At 67.3% G+C, this 23,097-nt stretch carries 24 protein-coding genes and 2 riboswitches; of the genes, 17 read left to right on the forward strand and 7 right to left on the reverse strand.

What is annotated here, in order from left to right; all coding sequences use genetic code 11:
• Positions 1–75 precede the first annotated feature (75 nt).
• The 8 genes from EUB48_RS08625 to EUB48_RS08660 all read left to right on the forward strand — a co-directional run bounded on the left by EUB48_RS08625 (position 76) and on the right by EUB48_RS08660 (position 11,620).
• Complete coding sequence (locus EUB48_RS08625; RefSeq protein ID WP_142818500.1) at positions 76–2,751, forward strand: bifunctional acetate--CoA ligase family protein/GNAT family N-acetyltransferase; 2,676 nt, start codon at positions 76–78, stop codon at positions 2,749–2,751.
• Between the two features lie 25 nt (positions 2,752–2,776).
• Positions 2,777–3,241, forward strand: coding sequence for a universal stress protein (locus EUB48_RS08630; RefSeq protein ID WP_142818501.1), 465 nt, complete (start codon positions 2,777–2,779; stop codon positions 3,239–3,241).
• A gap of 148 nt (positions 3,242–3,389) precedes the next feature.
• Positions 3,390–3,812, forward strand: coding sequence for a universal stress protein (locus EUB48_RS08635; RefSeq protein WP_142818502.1), 423 nt, complete (start codon positions 3,390–3,392; stop codon positions 3,810–3,812).
• A gap of 334 nt (positions 3,813–4,146) precedes the next feature.
• Positions 4,147–5,544, forward strand: coding sequence for an efflux transporter outer membrane subunit (locus EUB48_RS08640; protein WP_142818503.1), 1,398 nt, complete (start codon positions 4,147–4,149; stop codon positions 5,542–5,544).
• A 10-nt stretch (positions 5,545–5,554) separates the two neighbouring features.
• Positions 5,555–6,889, forward strand: coding sequence for an efflux RND transporter periplasmic adaptor subunit (locus EUB48_RS08645; RefSeq protein ID WP_142818504.1), 1,335 nt, complete (start codon positions 5,555–5,557; stop codon positions 6,887–6,889).
• The gene (locus EUB48_RS08650) at positions 6,886–7,647 is read left to right on the forward strand and encodes an ABC transporter ATP-binding protein (protein WP_142818505.1); all 762 of its coding nucleotides are present in this window, start codon (positions 6,886–6,888) and stop codon (positions 7,645–7,647) included. Before EUB48_RS08645 ends, EUB48_RS08650 begins: the two co-directional genes overlap by 4 nt.
• Entirely contained in the window at positions 7,647–8,855 is a 1,209-nt protein-coding gene (locus EUB48_RS08655; protein ID WP_142818506.1) for an ABC transporter permease, read from the forward strand. The genes EUB48_RS08650 and EUB48_RS08655 overlap by 1 nt, the downstream gene beginning before the upstream one ends.
• An 80-nt stretch (positions 8,856–8,935) precedes the next feature.
• A complete protein-coding gene (locus EUB48_RS08660) occupies positions 8,936–11,620 on the forward strand; it encodes a cation-translocating P-type ATPase (protein ID WP_420821439.1) in 2,685 nt (894 codons plus the stop codon).
• 9 nt (positions 11,621–11,629) lie between these two features.
• On the opposite strand, the gene EUB48_RS22015 is transcribed toward EUB48_RS08660, so the two are convergent.
• The 3 genes from EUB48_RS22015 to EUB48_RS08675 form a co-directional block, all read right to left on the reverse strand.
• Entirely contained in the window at positions 11,630–12,175 is a 546-nt protein-coding gene (locus EUB48_RS22015; RefSeq protein WP_420821440.1) for a hypothetical protein, read from the reverse strand.
• A 133-nt stretch (positions 12,176–12,308) separates the two neighbouring features.
• A complete protein-coding gene (locus EUB48_RS08670; RefSeq protein ID WP_077560088.1) occupies positions 12,309–12,752 on the reverse strand; it encodes a universal stress protein in 444 nt (147 codons plus the stop codon).
• Positions 12,753–12,845: 93 nt separating this feature from the next.
• Positions 12,846–13,547, reverse strand: a complete 702-nt coding sequence (locus EUB48_RS08675; protein WP_142818507.1) for an ArsR/SmtB family transcription factor — start codon at positions 13,545–13,547, stop codon at positions 12,846–12,848.
• Positions 13,548–13,553: 6 nt separating this feature from the next.
• On the opposite strand from EUB48_RS08675, the gene EUB48_RS21320 reads away from it, so the two are divergent.
• The gene (locus EUB48_RS21320) at positions 13,554–13,703 is read left to right on the forward strand and encodes a hypothetical protein (protein ID WP_168226717.1); all 150 of its coding nucleotides are present in this window, start codon (positions 13,554–13,556) and stop codon (positions 13,701–13,703) included.
• Entirely contained in the window at positions 13,690–14,154 is a 465-nt protein-coding gene (locus tag EUB48_RS08680; RefSeq protein WP_142818508.1) for a cytochrome P450 family protein, read from the forward strand. Before EUB48_RS21320 ends, EUB48_RS08680 begins: the two co-directional genes overlap by 14 nt.
• Here EUB48_RS08680 and EUB48_RS08685 read toward each other — a convergent pair.
• The 4 genes from EUB48_RS08685 to EUB48_RS08700 form a co-directional block, all read right to left on the reverse strand.
• On the reverse strand, positions 14,111–14,434 hold the full coding sequence (locus EUB48_RS08685; RefSeq protein WP_142818509.1) for a DUF190 domain-containing protein: 324 nt from the start codon (positions 14,432–14,434) through the stop codon (positions 14,111–14,113). The two genes, EUB48_RS08680 and EUB48_RS08685, sit on opposite strands and share 44 nt — an antisense overlap.
• A 12-nt stretch (positions 14,435–14,446) precedes the next feature.
• Positions 14,447–14,833 (reverse strand): fluoride efflux transporter CrcB, encoded by a 387-nt coding sequence (gene crcB / locus EUB48_RS08690; protein WP_142818510.1) that lies wholly within the window; start codon positions 14,831–14,833, stop codon positions 14,447–14,449.
• A 92-nt stretch (positions 14,834–14,925) separates the two neighbouring features.
• Positions 14,926–14,988, reverse strand: a riboswitch (Fluoride riboswitch).
• A 221-nt stretch (positions 14,989–15,209) separates the two neighbouring features.
• The gene (locus EUB48_RS08695; protein ID WP_142818511.1) at positions 15,210–15,551 is read right to left on the reverse strand and encodes a cell division protein ZapA; all 342 of its coding nucleotides are present in this window, start codon (positions 15,549–15,551) and stop codon (positions 15,210–15,212) included.
• Positions 15,548–15,778 carry a cell division protein ZapB gene (locus EUB48_RS08700; RefSeq protein WP_142818512.1) on the reverse strand — a complete coding sequence of 77 codons (231 nt, stop codon included), beginning with the start codon at positions 15,776–15,778 and terminating at the stop codon, positions 15,548–15,550. Before EUB48_RS08700 ends, EUB48_RS08695 begins: the two co-directional genes overlap by 4 nt.
• 50 nt (positions 15,779–15,828) lie before the next feature.
• A riboswitch (cobalamin riboswitch) is annotated at positions 15,829–16,070 on the forward strand.
• 81 nt (positions 16,071–16,151) lie between these two features.
• Here EUB48_RS08700 and EUB48_RS08705 point away from each other — a divergent pair.
• The 7 genes from EUB48_RS08705 to EUB48_RS08735 are packed head-to-tail and all read left to right on the forward strand — an operon-like array spanning position 16,152 to position 23,060.
• A complete protein-coding gene (locus tag EUB48_RS08705) occupies positions 16,152–17,984 on the forward strand; it encodes a TonB-dependent receptor domain-containing protein (protein ID WP_142818513.1) in 1,833 nt (610 codons plus the stop codon).
• Positions 17,985–18,002: 18 nt separating this feature from the next.
• On the forward strand, positions 18,003–19,364 hold the full coding sequence (locus EUB48_RS08710) for a cobyrinic acid a,c-diamide synthase CobB (RefSeq protein WP_142818514.1): 1,362 nt from the start codon (positions 18,003–18,005) through the stop codon (positions 19,362–19,364).
• On the forward strand, positions 19,361–20,182 hold the full coding sequence (locus EUB48_RS08715) for an ABC transporter substrate-binding protein (protein ID WP_244618375.1): 822 nt from the start codon (positions 19,361–19,363) through the stop codon (positions 20,180–20,182). Before EUB48_RS08710 ends, EUB48_RS08715 begins: the two co-directional genes overlap by 4 nt.
• Entirely contained in the window at positions 20,175–20,381 is a 207-nt protein-coding gene (locus EUB48_RS08720; protein ID WP_142818515.1) for a hypothetical protein, read from the forward strand. The genes EUB48_RS08715 and EUB48_RS08720 overlap by 8 nt, the downstream gene beginning before the upstream one ends.
• The gene (locus tag EUB48_RS08725; RefSeq protein WP_142818516.1) at positions 20,378–21,241 is read left to right on the forward strand and encodes an ABC transporter substrate-binding protein; all 864 of its coding nucleotides are present in this window, start codon (positions 20,378–20,380) and stop codon (positions 21,239–21,241) included. The genes EUB48_RS08720 and EUB48_RS08725 overlap by 4 nt, the downstream gene beginning before the upstream one ends.
• Positions 21,238–22,275, forward strand: a complete 1,038-nt coding sequence (locus EUB48_RS08730) for a FecCD family ABC transporter permease (protein WP_142818517.1) — start codon at positions 21,238–21,240, stop codon at positions 22,273–22,275. Before EUB48_RS08725 ends, EUB48_RS08730 begins: the two co-directional genes overlap by 4 nt.
• Positions 22,272–23,060 (forward strand): ABC transporter ATP-binding protein, encoded by a 789-nt coding sequence (locus EUB48_RS08735; RefSeq protein WP_210411713.1) that lies wholly within the window; start codon positions 22,272–22,274, stop codon positions 23,058–23,060. The genes EUB48_RS08730 and EUB48_RS08735 overlap by 4 nt, the downstream gene beginning before the upstream one ends.
• The last annotated feature ends 37 nt before the right edge of the window (positions 23,061–23,097 follow it).

Consider the following 23,097-nt stretch of genomic DNA (forward strand, 5'->3'; position numbering starts at 1 on the left):
TGGGTGCCGGCCTGGCGTTAATCTGCACTCATCCGGCCAAGCGGCCCATTTACCTGAAAAAGTAAAAGGATTTTCATGAGCGTTCGAAATCTAGAAGCCCTCTTCCAGCCCACCTCGGTGGCGGTGATCGGCGCCTCCGACCGCAAGGGGAGCGTCGGATCGCTGGTGTTGCGCAACCTCAAGCTTGGCGGGTTCAAGGGTCCCCTCTGGCCAGTCAACAGGCAGCATGCAACCATAGACGGCGGGCCGGCCTGGACAGACGTTGCGTCGTTGCCGCAGGCGCCCGACCTGGCCGTGATCTGCACGCCGCCGGGCACCGTGCCGGAACTGATTGCCGCCTTGGGCCGCAAGGGAACGCGCGCCGCTATCGTGCTGACGGCAGGGCTGAAGCAGCCGTCCCTGCAGGGGGGCCCATCGCTGGAGCAAGCCATGCTGGAGGCGGCGCGGCCGTACCTGCTGCGCATCCTGGGGCCCAACTGCATTGGCGCACTGGTTCCGGGCGTCTCGCTCAATGCCAGCTTTGCGCCCGGCAACGCCCAGCCAGGCCGAGTGGCGTTCGTAACCCAGTCCGGTGCGCTGGCCACCGCGATGCTGGATTGGGCGAACAGCTGCAATATTGGGTTTTCGCATTTCATCTCGTTGGGTGACAGTGCCGATGTGGACTTCGGCGATGTTCTCGATTACCTCGCGAGCGATGCGCAAACCCGGGCTATTTTGATGTACGCCGAATCATTCAAGTCCGCGCGAAAATTCATGTCGGCGGCGCGTGCGGCTGCGCGCAACAAGCCGGTGATTGTGGTCAAGGCGGGGCGCGCGCCCGATGGAGCCAAGGCTGCTGCCTCGCACACCGGGGCCCTGGCGGGCTCCGACGCGGTGGTCGATGCCGCCATCCGGCGCTCTGGCATGCTGCGGGTGGATACGCTGGAGTCGTTGTTCGATGCCGCCGAAACCCTGTCCCATGCGCGGCCCTGGCGCGGCGATCGACTGGCCATCCTCACCAATGGCGGTGGTGCCGGAGTGCTGGCGGCGGACGCCCTGCAACTGGGCGGCGGCCGGCTCGCCCGTCTGAGTGAGCAGACGATGGGCGCCCTCGATCAATGCCTGCCGGCCACCTGGTCGCACGGCAACCCGATCGACATCATTGGCGATGCGCCGGTCGATCGCTACCGAGACGCATTGCGCGTGCTGCTAGCGGCACCCGAGGTCGATGCTGTGCTGTTCATGCACGCGCCAACGGCCATCGTGCCCGCGGCAGAGATCGCATCTGCGTGCCTGACGCTCATCGGGGAATCCGCCCGGCCGGTGCTCACCTGCTGGCTGGGTGGTAGCGCGGTTGCGGCAGCGCGCGCAGCCTGCACCGCTGGGGGCATCGCCTGCTACAACACGCCCGAACGCGCCGTCGCAGCGTGGCTGCAACTGGTCGATTACGCGCGCAACCAGGAAGCCCTGCAGCAACTTCCGGCCGCCGCGCTGGAGGGCTTTCTGCCTGACACGCTGGCGGCCAGTTCACTGCATGAACGGGCGTTGCAAGGCGGCCGCGAGTGGCTCGACGGAGCCTGCGCCCACGCGCTGCTGCGCGCCTACGGCATTCCCGTCGTGGAAACCGTGCAGGTCGGCGATGTGGAGCAGGCGGTGGCTGCCGCAGCGCAGATCAGCTATCCGGTGGCACTGAAAATTGTGTCGCCACAGATCATTCACAAGTCTGACGTTGGCGGCGTTGCACTGGCCCTGGCATCTGCTGAAGAGGTCAGGGCGGCTGCCGTGAAAATGCGCGAACAGGTGGCGCGCCTGCTGCCGCAGGCCGTGGTGCTGGGCTTCACGGTGCAAGCCATGGCCGAGCGCCCCGGCGCGCATGAGCTGATTGTCGGAATTGCCACGGATGCGGTGTTCGGTCCGGTCATCCTGCTGGGCGAGGGCGGCATCGCCGTCGAACTGCATAAGAGCCATGCGGTGGCCTTGCCGCCGCTGAATGCCAATCTGGCGAGTGACATGATCACCAGAAGCGGGCTTGCGCCCCTGCTGGCGGGTTACCGGGGCCGCCCGCCAGCGGATCAGAAGTCGCTCGTGGACACGTTGCTGAAGGTGTCGCAAATGGCCTGCGACCTGCCCTGGCTCGCCGAGCTCGACATCAACCCGCTGCTCGTCGATGAGCGGGGCGTGCTGGCCGTGGACGCGCGTGTCAGGCTGCGGCCGGTGGCGCCGGGCGAGGGCAGCCGGCTCGCCATTCGCCCGTATCCTTCGGCCCTTGAAGAGCGCATCGAAGTGGCAGGCCACGATTTGCTGGTACGCCCGATTCGTCCCGAAGATGGCTGGCGCCTGATGGACTTTTACGCCAAGGCATCGCCCGCTGACATGCGCCTGCGCTTTTTCATGGCGCGGCGCGAAGTGCCTCATTCAGAGTTGGCGCGCTACAGCCAGATCGACTATGACCGCGAGATGACCTTCGTTGCGCTCGCGACCATGGACTCCGGCGACCAGATCATGGCGGGCGAAGTGCGCGCTGCATGCGATCCCGACAATGTGCGGGCGGAATTTGCAATCCAGGTGGCCTCCCACTGGCAGGGCAAAGGCCTGGGCCGGCAGTTGCTGGACAAACTGATCCGTTACCTGCGCGAACGCGGTACCGCCGAAGTGGTGGGGCAATGTCTGGTGGAGAACCTGGGCATGGCTGCGCTGGCGCGCCAATGCGGCTTCCAGGTTTCGATCGAGCCGTCACGGGACACCATGGCGCTGCATCTGCAGCTGCGCTGAATTCAACCAAACTCCGGAGTAGCCGATGTCCACCTACCATCAGATTCTCGTGCCGGTTGACGGCAGCCCCGTGTCGGACGCGGCGCTGCTCGAGGCTATCCGATTCGCTCATTTGACGGGTGCCAGGTTGCGGCTGGTCCATGTGGTGGATGTGCTCCAGTATGTCAACGGCTTTGAGCCGCCAGCCAGCTACGCCAACGACATCCTCCCGCGCATGCGCGCCGCCGGCGAAAAAATACTGGCGCACGGGCGGCAAATGGCGCTGGACCAGGGTGTGCAGGCCGACAGCGTGCTGATCATGGAGGCACCGGGGCGGCTTTGCGACCAAATAGCCGAGCAGGCCAGGCAGGCCAAGGCAGACCTGATCGTGGTGGGCTCCCATGGGCGGCGCGGCATCGGCCGGGCTTTGCTCGGCAGTGACGCCGAGCAGATCGTGCGATACGCCCCGGTGCCGGTGCTGGTCGTGCGCGCTATCGGCGCGCCGACCTGAGTCAAGGTGCCCGGCACCGCTCTTTTTCGCAAGACACCATGGCACTGCGTCTGCGCTGAGACGTCGCATGGATGCTGTTCCTCTCGTCAACTGTCGGTGTTCGGGGTTTCAGCGGCCCAGCGGCAACATTCGCATGAAAGTTCAAACGATGAAAATATTGCTCGCTGTAGACGGCAGCCAGTACACCAAGCGCATGCTGGCGTATCTGGCGGTGCATGACGAGTGGTTCACTTCGGACCATGAATACACGGCCTTCCACGGCGTCCTGGCGCTGCCGCACCGGGCGGTGGCATTTGCCGGGCCGGAACTCGTTCGCGGCTACTACCATGATGACGCTGAAGCGGTCTTCGGACCGATCCGGATCATCCTGAAGCGCCGAGGCATCGAAGCGACTTTCGTCCATAAAGTCGGCCATCCGGCAGAGAACATTGCCAAGCTGGCCGAGAAAGGCAAGTTCGACCTGCTGGTGATGGGCTCGCACGGCCACGGTGCCCTTGCAGGCCTCGTGCTCGGCTCGGTCGCGACGAAGGTCCTGGCCCAGTGCTCGACCCCGGTGCTGTTGATCCGGTAAGAGGTGCTGATCTGCTGTGGACACTTGCTCGGCTGAGAACGAATCGGCGTCGTCTCCCCGCGAGGTACCCACGCGGTCGAGTTGCTGCGCGAGCAACGCATCGACCAGCTGCACAGCCGCAAGCTGCGCAGCTCTTCGGAAGTGGCCTTCCAGTAAGAAATCCTCCAGGAGAAGCGGGATGGCGACTGGAGGCAAGTTAATCTAGCGCAAACACACTGTCCGGAGATGGCCACAAAATAAAACTTTGTAGCGCTTGCTATGAGGCCGTCCCATGTCCTTTCGCCCGTCCAAGCTGTTTTCGGCGCCCGCCGCCGGCAGGCGCGCAGGCCGAGCCATGTTGGTGACCGCTTTGCCGGCGATGCTGCTGGCCTGTGGCACGCTGCCCGTGCGCGATGCCGCCTTGCCGCAAACACCCATACCGTCCGCCTGGTTCTCGCTCGCCACGCCACCGCCCGTGCCCCAGCCGGCCAGCTCGCTGGCACTGTGGTGGCAGCGCTTCGGTGACGAACAGTTGACAGCGCTCATCACCCGGTCCCTCCTGGCCAATACCGACGTTCGCAGCGCGCAGGCGGCGCTGCAGCAGGCTCGCGCGCTGCGCGACGTCAAGTCGGCCAGCCTGGGCCCCAGCCTGAGCGCGGCGGCCTCGGCGCAGCACAGCCAGACCGGCGGCAATACCGCCGTCAACAATTTCCAGGCCGGCTTTGATGCCAGCTGGGAACCCGATGTGTTTGGCGGTAACCGCAGCGCCCTGAACGCCGCCGAAGCCGATGCCCGCGCCGCCGCGGCCAGCCTGGCCAGCGTACAGGTCTCGCTCGCCGCCGAGGTGGCGGTAACCTACATGGACCTGCGCGGGCTGCAGGCGCGACTGGCGATTGCCCGCACCAGCCTGGCAACTCAGACCGAAACGCTGCAGATCACGCGCTGGCGTGTCCAGGCGGGCCTGGCGTCCTCGCTGGACGAGGAGCAGGCCATCGCCGCCAGCGAACAGACCCGCGCCCTGATTCCGACGCTGCAGACCAGCGCCGCCCAGGATCTGAGCAGCCTGGCCGTGCTGGCGGGCCTGGCGCCCGGCGCGCTGCAAGACACGCTGGGCCTCCCCGCTGCCGTGCCGCAGGCGGCCGGCGACCTCGCGCTGGCCTTTCCCGCCGACACGCTGCGCCAGCGCCCCGACGTGCGCGCCGCCGAACACCGCGTCAGCGCGGCCCTGGCCCGCGTCTCGCAGGCCGATGCCGCGCGCTACCCGGGCTTTCAGATCAGCGGCTCGCTCGGCCTGAACGCGCTGACGCTGGGCTCGCTGGGCAGCAGCGCCTCGGTCGCCCGCGCGCTGCTGGCCAGCGTCTCGGTGCCGCTGTTCGATGGCGGCGCGCTGCGCGCCCAGGTGCGGGCCCAGGAAGCCGCGCTGGAGCAGGCGCGGGTGGCCTACCAGGCGGCGGTACTCACGGCCCTGAAGGACGTCGAAGACGCCCTGGTGTCCCTGCAGGGCAACCGCGAACGGCTGGCCAGCCTGCAGACGGCGGCCGACGCCGCCTTCAATGCCGACCTGCTGGCCCGCCAGCGCTACACCAGCGGGCTGATCGACTTTATCTCGGTGCTGGAAACGCAGCGCACCCTGCTTGCCACGCAGGACAGCGTGGAGAGCACGCGCGCCAGTCTGAGCGCCGACCATGTGCGTCTGTACAAGGCCCTGGGCGGCGGCTGGACGCCAGCGGCCGAGACAACTTCACACCCATGACTGGCATCCCATGAACACGCCCGCCACATCCGACAAGCCGCCCGCCCCGCCAGCCTCCGCCGACTTGCAGACCCTGTTGGACCATGACCGGCCCCGCCGCTGGTGGCAGCGGCCCTTGCCGTGGATAGCGGCGGCAACCCTCGTCCTGCTCGCCGGCGGCCTGTACTACTGGCAGATGCAGAAGCAAGCCAGCGCCGCCCCCGCCTATGTGACCGAGACGGTGCGCCGCGGCAATCTCACGCTCAGCGTCACGGCCAACGGCACGCTGCAGCCCACGCTGGCGGTCAACATTGGCAGCGAGCTGTCGGGCACCGTCAAGCGCGTGCTGGTGGACGTGAATGACCTGGTGAAGAAAGGCCAGGTGCTGGTGGAGCTGGACACTGCCAAGCTGTCCGACCAGGTGCTGCGCTCGCGCGCCGCTCTGGCCGCGGCGCAGGCCCAGCTGGCCCAAAGCACGGCCACCGTCACGGAATCACGCGCCACGCTGGCGCGCTTTGAAGACGTGGCGCGCCTGTCCGGCGGCAAGGTGCCGTCAGCCACCGAACTCGACACGGCGCGCGCCAACGTCGACCGCGCCCTGGCCAACGAGGCCAGCGCCCGCGCCAACGTGGCCGACGCCCGGGCGGCCGCCTCCACCGACGAGACCAATCTGGCCAAGGCCTCGATCCGCTCGCCGCTGAACGGCGTGGTGCTGACGCGCACGGTCGATCCGGGCAATGCGGTGGCCGCATCCCTGCAGGCGGTGACGCTGTTCACCGTCGCCGAAGACCTGACCAAGCTGCGTCTGGAAGTCAGCGTGGACGAGGCCGACGTCGGCGCGGTCAAGGTCGGCCAGAAGGCCAGCTTCACCGTCAGCGCCTACCCGTCGCGCCGCTACCCGGCCACCATCACCCGCGTGGCCTTCGGCTCCACCAAGACCGACAACGTGGTGACCTACACCAGCTACCTGGATGTGGACAACACCGACCTGAGCCTGCGCCCGGGCATGACGGCCACGGCCACCATCGTCGCGACCGAGCGCACCAACGTGCTGCTGGTGCCCAACACCGCGCTGCGCTTTTCACCCTCGCCGCCGGGTGGCAACACGACGGCGGCGGCCTCCAGCGGCAGCCTGGTATCCAGGCTGATGCCGCGCATGCCCCGCACCGCCACGCGCAAGGCCACCGACACCGAGGGTGCCGCGGCCGGGGCGCGGCAGGTCTGGATCCTGAAGGACGGCCAGGCCGTGGCGACGGCGGTCAGGACCGGAATCAGCGATGGCCGCATGACCGAGGTCAGCGGCAGCGGGCTGCAGGAAGGCATGGCCGTGATCACCGACCAGCGCGCGCCGGGAGCCGCTCCATGAGCGCTACCGCACCCCTGATCCGCCTGCGCGGCATCACCAAGGTCTATGGCGAGGGTGCCACGGAACTGCGGGCCCTCAAGGGTGTGAACCTGGAGATCGAGGCCGGCGATTTCGTCGCCATCATGGGGCCCAGCGGCTCGGGCAAGTCCACTGCCATGAACACGCTGGGTGGCCTGGATACGCCGACGGCGGGCGAGTACCTGTTCCAGGGCGTGCATGTGGAAACGCTCACACGCGACCAGCGCGCGCGGCTGCGGCGGCGTTTTTTCGGCTTCGTTTTTCAGGGCTTCAACCTGCTGCCGCGCACCTCGGCCCAGGAGAACGTGGAGCTGCCGCTGCTCTACCGCGGCGAGTCGGCGGCCGCGCGCCACACTGCCGCCGCCCGCGCGCTGGACGCCGTGGGCCTGAAGGGCTGGGAACACCACATGCCGTCCGAGCTGTCGGGCGGCCAGCAGCAGCGCGTGGCGATTGCGCGCGCCATCGTCACCGAACCCGCCGTGCTGCTGGCCGACGAGCCCACCGGCAACCTGGACACCCAGCGCAGCCGCGAAATCATGGAGCTGCTGTGGCGGCTCAACGTCGACAAGGGCATCACGGTGCTGATGGTGACGCACGAGAGCGACATGGCCGCCTATGCCAGGCGCATCGTGCGCTTTGTCGACGGCATGGTCGCCAGCGACACCGGCAACGAGCACCCGGCCGGCCTGCATGAAGACCAGGCGCAGGTCCATGCCACGCCCGTGATGGAGGCCCGCTGATGCTGCTCAACACCCTGCTGCTGGCGCTGCGCTCGATACGGCGCAACCTGCTGCGCTCCTTCCTGACCATCCTGGGCATCGTGATCGGCGTCAGCGCCGTGATCACCATGGTGACGCTTGGCAACGGCGCCACGCTGGCGGTGCAGAACCAGATATCGGGCCTGGGCACCAACCTGCTGCAGCTGCGTCCCGGCCAGCGCCTGGGCCCGGGCACTGGCGGCGCTTCCGCGCCGGCCTTCAAGCAGGAGGATGCAGACGCCATCGCCACCCAGATAGGCGGCGTGGCCAAGGCCGCCCCCGAGGCCCGCACCGGCACCACCGTGGTGGCCAATGGCCTGAACTGGAACAGCAGCATCATCGGCAGCACCAACGACTGGCTGGCCACCGGCAACTGGAAGCTGGCCGACGGCCGGGTGTTTTCCGACGACGAACTGCGCGCCGGCGCGGCCGTCTGCCTGATCGGCGAAACCGTGCGGCGCCAGCTCTTTGGCGCGCGCCCCGCCGTCGGCGAGCGGATCCGCGTGAAGCAGATTTCCTGCGAGGTGGTGGGCCAGCTGGCCTCCAAGGGCCAGGGCGCCTTCGGCAACGACCAGGACGACCTGGTGCTGATGCCGATCCGCACGCTGCAGCGCCGCATCACCGGCAACACCCTGGTCAATTCGCTGCTGGTGTCCATGCAGGACGGCAGCGACGCCGAGCGCCTGAAGGCCAGCCTGACCCAGCTGATGCGCGAGCGCCGCAAGCTGGCCGACACCGACGAGAACAACTTCAATGTGCTCGACACCAAGCAGCTGGCCGACACGCTCTCGGGCACCACCAAGGTGATGACCATGCTGCTGGGCGCGGTGGCGGCGGTGAGCCTGCTGGTGGGCGGCATAGGCATCATGAACATCATGCTGGTCAGCGTGACCGAGCGCACCCGCGAGATCGGCCTGCGCCTGGCGATCGGCGCGATGGAGCGCGAGGTGCTGCTGCAGTTTTTGATAGAAGCGGTCGTGCTGGCCGGCCTGGGTGGGCTCATCGGCATCGTGCTGGCCACCGGCGCCTCGCTGTTGCTGTCCAGCGTGATGCAGGTTCCCTACCTGTTTAACCCGGGCGTGAACCTGCTGTCATTCCTGTTTTCTGCCGGCATTGGCGTGCTGTTCGGCTACTTCCCGGCACGGCGCGCGGCGCGCCTGGACCCGATAGAGGCCTTGCGGCACGAGTGAGCCGCCAGGCCGTTCACAGCAGATCACTATCAATTAAATAGCTGACTTCACGCGTTTTCATTGGACTACAAGGCACTTCTTTGCACAAGGCAACTCAACCATCGCCCGGCTCCCGCCTGCAGCGCGGTCGCACGGCGCCGCCCCCGCAGGGCCTGAGCGCCGCAGAAGCCGCGCACCGCCTGGCTTGTGAGGGCCCCAACATGCTGCCCGGCAGCGCGCCCAAATCGATCACTGCCATCGTGCGCGAGGTGGTCACCGAACCGATGTTCCTGATGCTGCTGGCCGCTGGCGGCATCTACCTGGCTCTGGGAGACCCGGCGGAGGCATTGTTTCTGCTGGGCTTCGTGTTCGTCGTCATCGGCATGACCGCGACCCAGGAGCGCAAGACGCAGCGGGCGCTCGAATCACTGCGCGACCTGTCAGCGCCGCGCGCACTGGTGATTCGCGATGGACAGGAGCAACGCATCGCCGGGCGCGACGTGGTGCGCGGCGATGTGCTGGTACTGCACGAGGGCGACCGCATCGCCGCCGATGCCTGGCTGTTGGAGGGCCGGCTGGAAGTGGACGAATCGTTGTTGACCGGCGAGTCAGCGCCGGTCGCCAAATCGCCCGACAACGCGGCACACGAAGCGGCCATGGTGGCGGCCCGCTCCGCCACCAGACCGGCCCAGGGCGAAGCTGCCACTGCGGGCGCCGGCACCGTACACGAAGTGGCAAGCGTGGGGGCACTGTTCGCGAGCACCCTCGTCATCCGGGGCATTGGCCTGGCCGAAGTGAGTGCCACCGCGGCCCACACCGCCGTGGGCCGCATCGGCGCCGACCTGGCTGCCACCGAAGAAACACCCTCGGCACTGCAGCAGGCCTCGCGCAAGCTGGTGCGCCGGCTCGGCGTGGGCGCGCTCCTGCTGGCCGGCGTGCAGGTGGTTCTGGGCTGGTGGTGGGACGGCCGGCCACTGCTGGAGAGCCTGCTGGCGGGCATCGCGCTGGCCATGGCCATCCTGCCGCAAGAAATTCCGGTCATCCTCACCATCTTCCTGGCGCTGGGCGCCTGGCGCATCTCGAAACAGAAAGTGCTGACCCGGCGCGCCTCGGCGGTCGAGGCGCTGGGTGCCATCACCGTGCTGGCCGTGGACAAGACTGGCACCCTAACCGTCAACCGCATGGAGCTGGCCGAGCTGATCGCCAGCGACGCGCACTTCATCCCGGACCAGGCCACCGAACTGCCGGAGGACTTTCACCTGCTGGCCGAGTTCGCCATGCTGGCAACGCCAGGCGACCCGTTCGATCCCATGGAAAAAGCCATCCAGCGCTTTGGCCACCAGTGGCTGGCAGGCACCGAACATGTGCACGACGGGCGTGAGCCGGAATTCGAGTACGCGCTCTCGGGCGAGATCCTGGCCATGACGCGCGTGTTTGCGAGCAGCGAACCGGCGCAGCACCTGCTCGCCACCAAGGGCGCGCCCGAGGCCGTGGCCGACCTGTGCCACCTCGATGCCGCGCGACAGGGCGCCATCCGCCAGCAGGTCGAGGCCATGGCCGAACGCGGACTGCGCGTGCTCGGCGTGGCGCGCGGGCGCTGGAGCGGCGCGCCCGCGGCGCCGGGCTTTGATCCGCCCTGGCCGCAAAGCCAGCATGACTTCGACTTCGAGTTCCTCGGCCTGATCGCGCTGGCCGACCCGCCGCGCCCCGAAGTGCCCGCCGCCCTGGCCGAATGCCGGCGCGCCGGCGTGCGCGTGGTCATGATGACCGGCGACCACCCGGCCACGGCGCGCGCCATCGCGCAGCAGGTGGGCCTGTCGGAGCGACCCGACATCGTCACCGGCGCCGAGCTGGAGGCGCTGGACGATGCCGCCCTGCGCCAGCGCCTGCAGCATGTGGACCTGTGCGCGCGCCTCAAGCCCCATCACAAGCTGCGTCTGGTGCAGCTACTGCGCGCATCGGGCGAGGTGGTGGCCATGACCGGCGACGGCGTCAACGACGCACCGGCGCTCAAGGCCGCCGATGTGGGCATCGCCATGGGCGAGCGCGGCACCGATGTGGCGCGCGAGGCCGCTGCGCTGGTGCTGCTGGACGACAGCTTTGCGCGCATCGTGGCGGCCATCCGCCAGGGCCGGCGCATCGACGACAACATCCGCAAGGCCACGCGCTTTGTCTTTGCCGTGCACGTTCCCATCATCGCGCTGGCGCTGGTGCCCACCTTGCTGCACTGGCCGGTGCTGCTGCTGCCGGTGCACATCGTGCTGCTGGAGCTGCTGATCGACCCGGCCTGCTCTATCGTCTTCGAGGCCGAACCCGAGGCCGACGGGCTGATGGAGCGCCCGCCTCGACCAGTGGCCGACTCTCCCTTTGCCGCCGCCCCGCTGCTGCAATCGGTGCTGCAGGGGCTGGGCATGGCCGCGGTGCTGCTGGCCGGCCAGGCCTGGCTGGTGGCACAAGGCTGGAGTGCTGCGCAGGGCCGCTGCGTAGTGTTCAGCACGCTGATCCTGGGCGTGATGCTGTTGATATGGGCCAACCGCGACCTCTCGCGCCCCATCTGGCATGGGGTCACCGACCGCAACCCATGGCTCTGGCGCATGGCTGCCGCCATGGTCCTGCTGCTGGCAGCGATATTGGGCCTGCCCTGGCTGCGCCAAGTCATGGGCCTGGCACTGCCCGGTGCCGGCGGGCTGGCCGCGGGAGCCGGCCTGCTGGCGGCATGCGTCGTGTGGCTCGAACTGGTGCGGCTGGTCGGCGGGAACAAGCAGCGCACATTTGCTGGCGCGTGACCGCGTGCCTCACGGCGCAAAGTCGTCGACCTGGATCCCGCGGTCGGCCGCGCGCAGGTAGGCCAGCGCGAGTTCGGGGTTCGGCGCGCCCTGCGCCGCTTCGTCGAACGAGCGGGTGCGGCGCACCAGCTTTGTTGAGCGCGGTGACGTCGTCACCCAACTGCTTTGATACTTCCAGCGCCTGCATGAGATCGAGCAGGCCGCCTTGCCCGGGTGTGCCGACATCGGGGCAGAGCCGCGCCACGATGTCGCGCAGCCGGCCATGCCCGAGCCCGCGTAGGGCGCCGTCAGTCCGAAGCAGGGCAGATCTCGCCCGTCGGCCAGGCGCGGCAGGTAGTGCTGCTTTTCGTTGTCCAGAAAAGCCTGTTCATCAAAGCTGAGCACAGTGGGCCCGGTCTTGAGCAGCGCGTCGAAGTCTGGCTGCCCGGCGAAGAAGCGGCCTTCAAAACCGACCGTTCCGGCCTCCAGCGCCGCACGTTCGGTTTCGCCCATCGGGGGCAACGCCTTTGAAAACGGCACCATCGCGGCACGTCCCAGCAGCTTCGCAAATCCCATGGCGGTCTCCGGCAGGGTGACCCGGCCAGTCCAGGCAATGGCCTGTGCCCGGTCGAATCAGAGGATGCTATCGAAACAATAGCCACCTGCGCCCTTGCCATAAGGGCTACAGGCCATTTCTGTATTCAGAGTCTCAGCGCAGCACGAGCACCGGAATATGCGAGTGCGTCAACACGTGTTGCGTCTCGCTGCCCAGCAGCAGGCGCTTGATGCCGCGCCGGCCATGCGAGGCCATCACGATCAAATCGCACTTGTATTTTTTCGCGGCAGCAATCACGGCCTCGGCCACCAGGTCGGACTTGGACGTCACGGCCCGCACGGCCACCCCTTTGGCCAGTGCCGTGGTCTTGACCGCATCCACCACGGCCTGGCCGTGCTCGGACCACTGCTTTTCAACGCGCGCCATTTCCTGCGGACTGAGTGGCACCGAGCCGTCGAAATAGCTGTGCGGGTAGCGCGGCACCACCTTCAGGGCCACCAGTTCGGCGCCCACGAGCCCGGCCAGTTCGATGGCGCTGGAGACCGCCTTTTTCGACAGCGTAGAACCGTCGGTCGCGACAAGAATGCGTTGGTACATGGATTGGCCTCCCTAGTTAAAGATAGCTTGAGGTTAACGCAGGCCCCGGCTTTTGTCTTGATTCAGGTCAAGCCCGTCGAGCGCGAAGGCCGGTCACTGCGGGCGTTCGAGTTGCAGGCCGATCCGTTGCAGTTCGCCGGCACCGGCCGGCGTGATCTGCACCACGCGGCTGTGCTTCTTGCGCTCGATCCAGTGCAGCGCCCTGAACCGCTCGGCCAGCACTGCACCCAGCGCACCACCGAGGTGGTCCTGCCGCTGCGACCAGTCCAGGCAGCGGCAGGCGAATTGCCGGCGGCGGCTTTGCGCCTCTTCAATATCGATTCCCAGCGCCGAGAGCGACTTGACGCCCCTGGCCGAGACCTCGAGCATCTTCGCATCGGCGCCGGCTTGCGGCACCAGCCAGTGCTTCTTCAGCATCATCGCCAGCAAACCGGTGCCCAGGCTGCCCGCAAGGTGGTCGTAGCAGTAGCGCGCCTGGCGGATCGGTTCCGTGGCGCCGGCCCGTGCCTGGGCTTTGCGCTGCGGCGCCACACGCATCAGCGTCTCGATCAGTTCGGCGACCTGTTCGCCGGCAAGCCGGAAATACTTGTGCCGCCCCTGCGAAGTGCAGGCCACCAGGCCGTCGTCCAGCAGGCGCTTGAGGTGAGAGGTGGCCGTGGCCGGCTCGATGCCCGCGCCCAGCGCGAGCTCCTTGGCCGTGAGCGCGCGGCCTTCCATCAGCAACACCAGCATCTGGATGCGGCGCGGGTCGCCCACGGCGGCGGCGATCCGGGCGAGGTCGGGTTCTGTATTCATGGTTTGATGGTAGCCATACTGTTGCTGCTCGACAAGACCGTGCCGTACCGCGACACTGGCGACATTGCCACAGTGATCGCTGGCGTACCAGGCATGACTGAATACAGCACTGAATTTCCATCCCGGCTCGACGGGTTCGACCATGCACGCGACTGACAACTCCGCGCCGCCGGCCGATCCGGTCGCAGCCGCCAGCCACCCGGATCCCTATGGCTACTACCAACGCTTGCGCAAGCTCGCGCCGCTGTATTTTGATAACGGATTGAATCTCTGGGTGGCGAGCAGTCACGCCGTCATTGCCGAGGCCTTCGAGTCGCCGGCTTTGCGCGTGCGTCCAACGTCCGGGCCCGTGCCGCATGCGCTGTTCGGTGGCCCTGCGGGCGAGGTGTTCGCGAGCCTCGTGCGCATGAACGACGGCGCGTTCCATGCCATGCACAAGCCGCCCCTGGCGCAGTGCGCGCGGCGCTGGACGCTGGCACAGGGCGCGGCGCAGGGCCTGGATGCGGTGCAGGCCAGCGCGAATCGCGACGCGGCGCTGAATCTGAGTACCGATCGTCCGGCGCTCACGATCCGTTCCCGACAATGCCCATATCGACGGGGATTTTGATGTAGAACAGCTTGAGCTCCTCACTGGCAAGATGCGCGAGAAAGTTTTGCGCATCTTCTTCCTTGAGTGCGAAACCGACCTCCACGAAAAGGTCTCCGGCCAGCTCGAAGAAGTGCTGCTCGTGCATCCGGCCGTGGCGACCGAAGCCGGCGATGGCGCGAAACGCCGAACCGCCGCGGATGCCCGTTTTTTTTGCTTCCTCGAGCAACCATTCGTAGGCAAGGATGCCTCGATGGCGCTGGTTTTCCTGCACGTAAAACTTGAGGTAGACGCCTTGCATGATGAGCTCCCGCTAGATTCTGACGACGGCATTGACGATCAGGATGCCGATCGCCGTGAGTGCGAGAGAGCCGAACAGGTGCATGCCCATGGCACCCAGCGCCCACGCATATTCCTGCCGGCCGATCAGCGTGACGGCCTCCAGCGAGAAAGTGGAGAACGTCGTCAGGCCGCCCATGAAGCCCGTGATGATTAGCAGCCGCCATTCGGGGGCCAGTTCGCTGTAGTGGGTGAGAAACGAATTGGCCACTCCGACCAGCAGCCCGCCAATGAGATTTGCGGCCAGCGTGCCCAGGGGAATCGTGGGAAAGACCGGGTTCAGCCAGGCGCCGAGTTGCCAGCGCAGCAAGGCGCCACAGCCGGCGCCGCCGAAAATCGCGAGAAAGGAAAAGCCGCTCATATTGTCCTTTTTATTGAATAAGGCTGAGCGGTTGGTGTGGCACTGCGGCGCGTTCTGCGCGGAACAAATAGCCTACACCGGTCCCATTCAGGCCCTCTGTAGGCATCATCAGCCCGGGTGGGCGGTTCTGGAGGAATGCCATCTCCGTTGCGACGAAATTATAGGTGTCTGCGAATGCTACCGGACCCGCATCCTGAACCGGGGTTCAGGTGGGCGAGGGCAGCCTGGTGTTGGGTTCATCTGACGCGAGATGATCACGCTCGCCAAGCGATATACCAAGCCCGAGCTCTAAGAGCATTGGTTCAAGGAAATTAAAGCCCGATACGCACCGCAGACAGTTTCATTGTAGGCGCAGACGCGCCATCGCGGTGAGTTGTCAGAGCAGTTGACCGTCGACCGACAGGGCGCTGTCCAGCCGCTCGATCAGGGCGTCCAGCCGGGGGTCCGCGCCGGCGCTTTCAACTCCAGGCGAGGTCGTGCCTGGCGTGGCGCTGGCCGATGCCTGTAGTGCCGCGGCGCTTTGCTGCGAGAATTCGGAGGCCAGGTTCAGCGCCGCCAGCACGGCAATGCGGTCGCGCGCCCTGACCTTGCCTGCATCGCGAATCTTGCACATGGCGGAGTCGACGCGTTCCACGGCATCGAGCAGGCTCGACTCGCCGCCTTCGGGGCAGCCCAGCAGGTAGCTTTGCCCCATGATCTGCACTTCGAGTTGCTTCATCCGGCATCCTTTTGGGTCGTGCCCGCGCCCGATTCCGGCAGGCGCTCGAGCAGCGCATCGACGCGCGCGCGCGCCGCGCTCAGGCGCGACTTCAGGGAGTCGCGCTCGCGCGTGAGGGTGTCCACTTGTTCGGTGAGCAAGGCATTCGTGCGCTGCAGTTCGCCGTAACGCATGAGCAGGCGCTCGACGCGCTCTGCAATCTGATCGATGGGGGTCGGATTTGCCATGGACTCTCTGGTGATTCAATACCAATTGTAGGGTTTGTGACAGTTTTAGACTTTACAATTACTGCGTTGGTGCTCGCGGTGTGGTTCACATGCCGCAGTTCAACGGGAAGCAGGAGGGTGCGCTGCCAACAGCAAACCTAACCTGCGCTGCCCCCGCAACGGTAAGCGGACGAATCCCTCCAGATTCGGTTTGCCGGTCACACAGCCACTGGGCGTCTTGAACACGCGCCTGGGAAGGCGACCCGCAACTTGCTCCGCCAGCCCGGATACCGGCCATCAAGGTGGCGGCCATGGCTCATCAAGCCTGGCTGCTTGTTACGCCCAAGCACTGGCGGGGACGCCGGTGAGGGCTTTTTTGCGGATCGTTCCCTTCATGAAAACCTGTCTTTCCCGTGCGCGCCTTGCCGTGCTGCCGCTGGCGTTGAGTGCCGCGATTCCCGTGCTGGCGCAAAACCAGTCTTCCTCTTCGCTACAGGAAACCGTGGTGACGGCGACGCGCGTGGCGCAACCGCTGGCCGACCTGGTGGCCGATGTCACGATCATCGACCACGACATCATTGAGCGCAGCGGCGCCACCGGCGTGGCCGATGTGCTGGCCCGCGTGCCGGGCATCGAGATCAGCCGCTCGGGCAATGTCGGCTCTCCTACGAGTGTGTTTCTGCGCGGCGCGGAATCGCGCTTTACGGCGGTGTTTATCGATGGCGTGCGCGTCGATTCTCAGTCCACCGGCGGCGCCGGCTGGGAGGCCATTCCGCTGGCCCAGATCGACCGCATCGAGGTGCTGCGCGGCCCGGCGGCTGCGGTGTATGGCTCCGACGCGATCGGCGGCGTAATTCAGCTGTTCACCCGCAAGGGAGAAGGCGCGTTCTCACCGTCGATCGGCATCGGATTCGGCACTTACAACACCAGGAAGGTCGATGCTTCGCTCAGCGGCGCCAGCGGGGCGTTCGATTACTCGCTCGGACTCGCCAGGGAAACCAGCACGGGTTTTGACTCGCAAACGGGCACGCCCCACAACCCGGACAACGACGGCTATCGCAGCGAGTCGGGGAACGCCAGGCTCGGCCTGCAGATCAACAAGACGCAGCGTGTGGACGTTACGGCGCTGGCGAGCGACGTGAATTCGCAATTCGATGCTTTTGGCTTCAACCCATCGAGCCCGGTGGACGACCACAGCCGGCACAAGCTGGACGCCATCGGCCTGAACTGGCTGTCGCAGTGGAGCGATGTGTACAGCACCAAACTGAGCGTGACCGATTCGCGTGATCATTACGAAACTACGCCGTCGCCCTACCTGGCCGAAACCCATTTGCGCGGCTATCTGTTCCAGAACGAGTTGCGGCTGGGCGAGCACCTGCTGACCGCGGCGCTGGAGCGCAAGGAGGACCACCTGGACAATGCCCCGATCGACGCCGATCGCTCGCAGAACGCGCTGGCGTTGGGCTACGGCTGGACGCACCGGCGGCACACGCTGCAGCTCAATGTGCGCCGCGACCAGGACAGCGCATTTGGCGGACGCACGACCGGCAGCGCCGCCTACGGTTTTGCCCTCACACCGCAATGGCGTGCCACCGCCTCGGCCGGCACGGCGTTCCGCGCGCCGACGCTGTACCAGCTGTTCAGCCAGTATGGCGTGCCGACCCTGCAGCCCGAAACCAGCCGCAACATGGAGCTCGGCGTGCGCTACGCGCAAGGCGCCGCCAGTTTCAGCGTCGTGGCGTACCGCAACCGGGTTGCCAATCTGATCAGCTTCGCGGCGCCCGGACCCTGTGCGTCCCCGTTCGGCTGTTACACCAACACCGCACAAGCCGAGTACTCGGGCGTGACGTTCTCGGGTGGCCAGCAATTCGGTTTGGTGAATGTTCATGCGTCGCTGGATCTGCAGGATCCGCGCGATCTGAGCACGGGCAATCTGTTGGCGCGGCGCGCGCGCCAGCACGGCACCCTGGGCGCCGATACCCATTTCGCCGCGTGGACCGTGGGCGCCGAAGCCCAGTTCTCCGGCCGGCGCTATGAAGATGCCGCCAACATGCAGCCCCTGGGCGGCTACGCCCTGGTCGGCCTGTACGCCAGCACCCACCTGAGCAAAGACTGGACGCTGCTTGCCCGCGTCGACAACCTGGCGGACAAGAACTACCAGCTCGCCAACACGTTCACCACTGCGGGGCGCACCTTCTACGCGAGTCTGCGGTGGGCGCCTCAGTGATGACGCCAGCGAGTCCATATGTCTGAGCCGGCGCGCTGTGCCGCCATCCTGGTCGCGGCACCGGCGTCCGGCCAGGGCAAGACCACGGTGGCCTGCGCGCTGGCGCGCTGGCACACGCGCCAGGGCCGGCGCGTGCGGGTGTTCAAGTGCGGGCCGGATTTTCTGGACCCGCACTGGCTGGCACTGGCCAGCGGCGCGCCGGTGCATCAACTCGACCTGTGGATGACCGGCGAGGCCGATTGCCGCCAACGCCTGCACCAGGCAGCGCAGCAGGCCGACCTCCTCATCGTCGAAGGCGTGATGGGCCTGTTCGACGGCGCGCCGAGCGCGGCCGATCTGGCGCAGCGGTTTGATCTGCCGGTGCTGGCGGTGGTTGACGCCTCCGCTATGGCGGGGACCTTTGGCGCGTTGGCGCTCGGTTTGCAGCATTACCGGGCTGGCTTGCGCTGGGCCGGTGTGTTGGCCAATAGGGTCGCCGGCGAGCGCCACGCCGACATGCTGCGGGCCAGCTTGCGCGAGCCAGCGCACTGGCTCGGGGCCTTGATGCGCAACCCGGCGCTCGCATTGCCGGAGCGGCACCTGGGACTGACAGTGGCCAGCGAGGTCGATGACGCCATGGCGCGGCTCGATGCAGCCGCCGACGCGCTGGCGGGCACGACGCTCACGCAGATGTCCGGCGCTGATTTGCAGCGCTGGGCCGTGTCGTTTGAGCCGGCCGCGAGTGCTGCCGCGCCAGCCACGGGCGCGCAGCCGTTGCTGGGCACCACGGTGGCGGTGGCGCGCGATGCGGCCTTCTGCTTTATCTACGCCGCCAACCTGGAGTGTCTGCAGGCGCTCGGCGCCAAGGTGGTGTTTTTCTCGCCGCTGGCGGACGCCGCACTGCCCGATTGCGACGCGGTGTGGCTGCCCGGCGGCTACCCGGAGCTGCATGCCGAGCAATTGGCGCGCAACCAGGGTCTACGCGATGGACTGGCCGCGCACGTGGCGCAGCACAAGCCCGTCTGGGCCGAGTGTGGTGGCATGATGGTGCTGTTCGATCAACTCGTGACAAAGGACGGCGAGACCCATGCCCAGTGGGGCCTGCTACCCGGCCGCATCACCATGCAACAACGTCTGGCCGCCCTCGGGCCGCAGCAGCTTGTGATTGACGGGCAGCTGCTGCGCGGCCACACCTTCCATTACTCGACCTGCGCCACGCCGCTGGCGGTCCGCACCCGCACTGCGCGGCCGGGCTGCGAGGCGGCGCCCGTCGCGGGCGAGGCCTTGTACGAAGCTGGCAGCCTCCGCGCCAGCTACTTCCATGCGTGGTTTGCGTCCAATCCACAGGCGGTGGCGGCCCTGTTCGCGCGCCGGACCGGTACTGGGGGAACTGTCTCATGAGTGCCTTGAATTTTGAGTTGCAGAACGGCCCGCAGCGCATTGTCTGCATGACCGAAGAGACCACCGAATGGCTTTACCTGCTGGGCGAAGAGGCCCGCATCGTTGGCATCTCCGGCTACACCGTGCGGCCGCGCCGCGCGCGTGAAGAGAAACCCAAGGTCAGCGCCTTCATCAATGCCAAGATCGACAAGATTCTGGCTTTGAAGCCCGACTGCGTGTTCGGTTTTTCCGACATGCAGGCGGACATTGCGGCCGAGCTGATTCGCCACGGCGTGCAGGTCACGATCTTCAACCAGCGCAGCGTGGCCGAGATTTTCTCCATGATGAGTCAGGTCGCCGCCATGGTGGGGCAGGTGGAGCGCGGACAGGCGCTGATGCAGACCATGCTGGAGGGCTTGCGTGCCATCGAACAGGCGGCCGCCGCCTTGCCGCGCCGCCCACGCGTGTTCTTTGAAGAGTGGGATGAGCCGCACATCAGCGCGATCCGCTGGGTGTCGGAGCTGATCGGCATCGCGGGCGGTGACGACTGCTTCCCCGAACTGGCGGCGCAATCCATGGGCAAGAACCGCATCATTGCCGATGGCCTTGATGTCGTGCGGCGCAACCCCGACATCATCATCGGTTCGTGGTGTGGCAAGAAATTCCGGCCCGAGAAAGTCGCGGCGCGCGCGGGCTGGCAGGACGTTAACGCGGTGCGGAGCGGCCAGCTGTTCGAGGTCAAGTCCGCCGACATCCTGCAGCCCGGCCCGGCCGCCTTGACCGACGGCGTGGCCCACCTGCACCGCATCATCATGGCGTGGAGTGCACAGCATGACTGAGCCGTTGGCACTGGCCCGCAGCGAGCTGATGCCGGCCATCGACGCTGCCGGGCCTGCGGATCAAGGTGATGAGAATAATCAAAAATTTAAGCAAAAAGTGCCTGAAGTCCTTGATACACATGCACAGTTAGCTATGTTTTCAGGAGCAATCGGCAATGCACCCGCCCCGATCAGGGGCATCTCGGATGACGCTTCATGAAGAAACTGCTCGCGCTGTTGTTGACGTGCTGCGCGCTGCTGGGCTCACAGGCTGCATCGGCGCTGCAAGTCACCGACGACCGCGGCGTGACGGTCACGCTGGCCGAGCCGCCGCAGCGCATCGTGAGCCTGTTGCCGTCGTTGACCGAGAGCGTGTGCGCGCTCGGCGCCTGCGCGCGCCTGGTCGGCGTGGACCGCTATTCGAACTATCCGGCCTCCGTGCGGGCCCTGCCTGAAGTGGGCGGCGGGCTTGACCCCAACATCGAAGCCGTCGTCGCGCTCAAGCCCGACGTGGTGCTGCTGGCCACCTCGTCGCGCGCCAGCCAGCGGCTCGAATCGCTGGGCGTCAAGGTGGTGGCGCTGGAGCCCCACAGCTACGCCGATGTGCGCCGCGTGCTGGACAAGATCGGCCAGGTGCTGGCCGTGCCCGATGCGCAGCGCGTCTGGCGCGTGATCGACGCCGGCGTGTCGGCGGCCGCGCAGTCGCTGCCGCAGCGGGTCCGCAGCACGCGGGTTTATTTCGAGGTCAACGGCGGACCCTATGCGGCCGGTGCATCGTCCTTCATGGGTGAGACCCTGACGCGCCTTGGCGCGGTGAACATCGTGCCGGCGGCGCTCGGGCCGTTTCCCAAGCTCAACCCCGAATTCGTGGTGCGCGCCGAGCCGGACGTGATCATGGTGGGCGAGCGCAGTGCGCAGGGCCTGGCGCAGCGCCCCGGATGGGCCGGCATGCGTGCAATTCGCGAGCAGCGCATCTGCGTGTTCACGCCGCAGCAGATGGACGTGCTGATCCGTCCCGGTCCGCGCATGGCGCAGGCCGCGCGGCTCATGGCGCAGTGCCTGCAGGACAAGGCACCATGACGGCGCCGGCGCGCGATGTGACGGGCCAGGTGCGCACCGCCTTCGTGCTGGGCGCGGGGCTGCTGCTGGTCAGCGCGGCCTTGCTGCTGCTGGGCAGCGCGGCGGGTAGTACCGGCTTCGAGAGCATGCGCCAGATGCTGGGGGCTGGCCACGACAGCGTGGCGCGGCAAATCGTCTGGGATATCCGGTTGCCGCGCACGATGGGCGCGTGGCTGGCGGGCGCCTTGCTCGGGCTCGCGGGGGCGGTGGCGCAAGGGCTGTTCCGCAACCCGCTGGCCGATCCGTATTTGCTGGGCAGTGCCTCGGGCGCGTCGCTCGGCGTGGCCACGGCCATGGCGCTGCTGGGCGTGTCGTCGCTGGCCACGCCATGGCTGGTGCGCCTGGGCCTGACCGGCGCCGCCTTTGTCGGCGCGGTGGCGGCCGTGCTGCTCACGCTGGCGCTGGCGAAGGGCGTGCAGCACACGCTGCGCCTGCTGCTGGCCGGCGTGATCGTGGGCGTGGTGCTCGGCGCCCTGACCGCCTTGATCATGCTGCTGCTGCCCGAGGTGCAGCAAACCATGCAGGCCTTCATGCTGGGCAGTACGGCCTTTGTCGGCTGGACCGCGTGCGCGCTGATGGCCGGCGCGTGGCTGGCCTGCATGGTAGTGGCCTGGATGCTGAGCCATGCGCTGGACGGCCTGGCGCTGGGCGAAGCCACGGCGCTCAGCCTGGGCCTGCCGCTGCCGGCCATGCGCGCGGCGCTGGTGGTGGTGCTGGCGCTGGCCACGGGCGCCGCCGTGGCGCAAACCGGACTGATCGCCTTCGTCGGCCTGGCGGCGCCACACCTGGTGCGCTCGGTCGTCAAGACCACGCACGGACGCCTGATTCTGCTGGCCAGCCTGATGGGCGCGGTGCTGCTGCTGGCCGCCGATATCCTGGCGCGCGCGCTGATCGCACCGCAGGAGCTGCCGGTTGGCGTGCTCACCGCCGTGCTGGGCGGCAGCTACCTGCTGTGGCTCATGCACCGGCGCACCAGCCGCGGGCAGGTGCTATGACACAGACACCGGTTGCTATCAACCCCATGGCGTTGGGTGCCCACGCCATCAGGGCCAGGCTCGGAAACACCGAGGTGCTGCACGGCATCGACCTGTCCATTCCACAAGGCCGTTGGACCAGCATCGTCGGCCCCAACGGCGCCGGCAAATCGACGCTGCTCAAGGTGCTGGCGGAGCTGCTGCCGCACGCGGGCCAGGTCGTGCTGCTGGGCCAGCCGCTGGCGGGCTTGCCGGGCCGCGTGCGGGCGCAGCAGCTGTCCTGGCTGGGCCAGAACGAGGCCAGCGCCGACGACTTGACGGTCTACGACGTGGCCATGCTCGGGCGCCTGCCGCACCAGGCGTGGCTGGCGCCGCCCAGCGCGCTGGACCGCGTTGCGGTGGAGCAGGCGCTGCGCGCCACCCAGGCCTGGGACTGGCGCGGCCGGCCCCTGAGCCATCTGTCGGGCGGCGAACGCCAGCGCGTGCTGCTGGCGCGGGCGCTGGCCGTGCAGGCGCAGGTGCTGCTGATGGACGAGCCGCTGGCCAACCTGGACCCGCCGCACCAGGCCGACTGGCTGACTTTGACGCGCCAGCTGGTGGCCGGAGGCAAAACCGTGGTCAGCGTGCTGCATGAAATCTCGCTGGCGCTGCAGGCCGACGAGATGGTGATCATGGCCCGGGGCGTCATCACGCATCAGGGCGGCTGCCGCGAGGCGGCCACGCACCGCGCGCTGGAGCAGGTGTTTGACCATCGCATCATCATTGCGCCCTTGCTGGACCAGTGGGTGGCGCTGCCGAAATCATGAAACCTTGCGGGACAGACCGCAGGCCAGCTCCGTCCTC

The organism is Rhodoferax sediminis, assembly GCF_006970865.1.
GTDB lineage: Bacteria > Pseudomonadota > Gammaproteobacteria > Burkholderiales > Burkholderiaceae_C > Rhodoferax_A > Rhodoferax_A sediminis.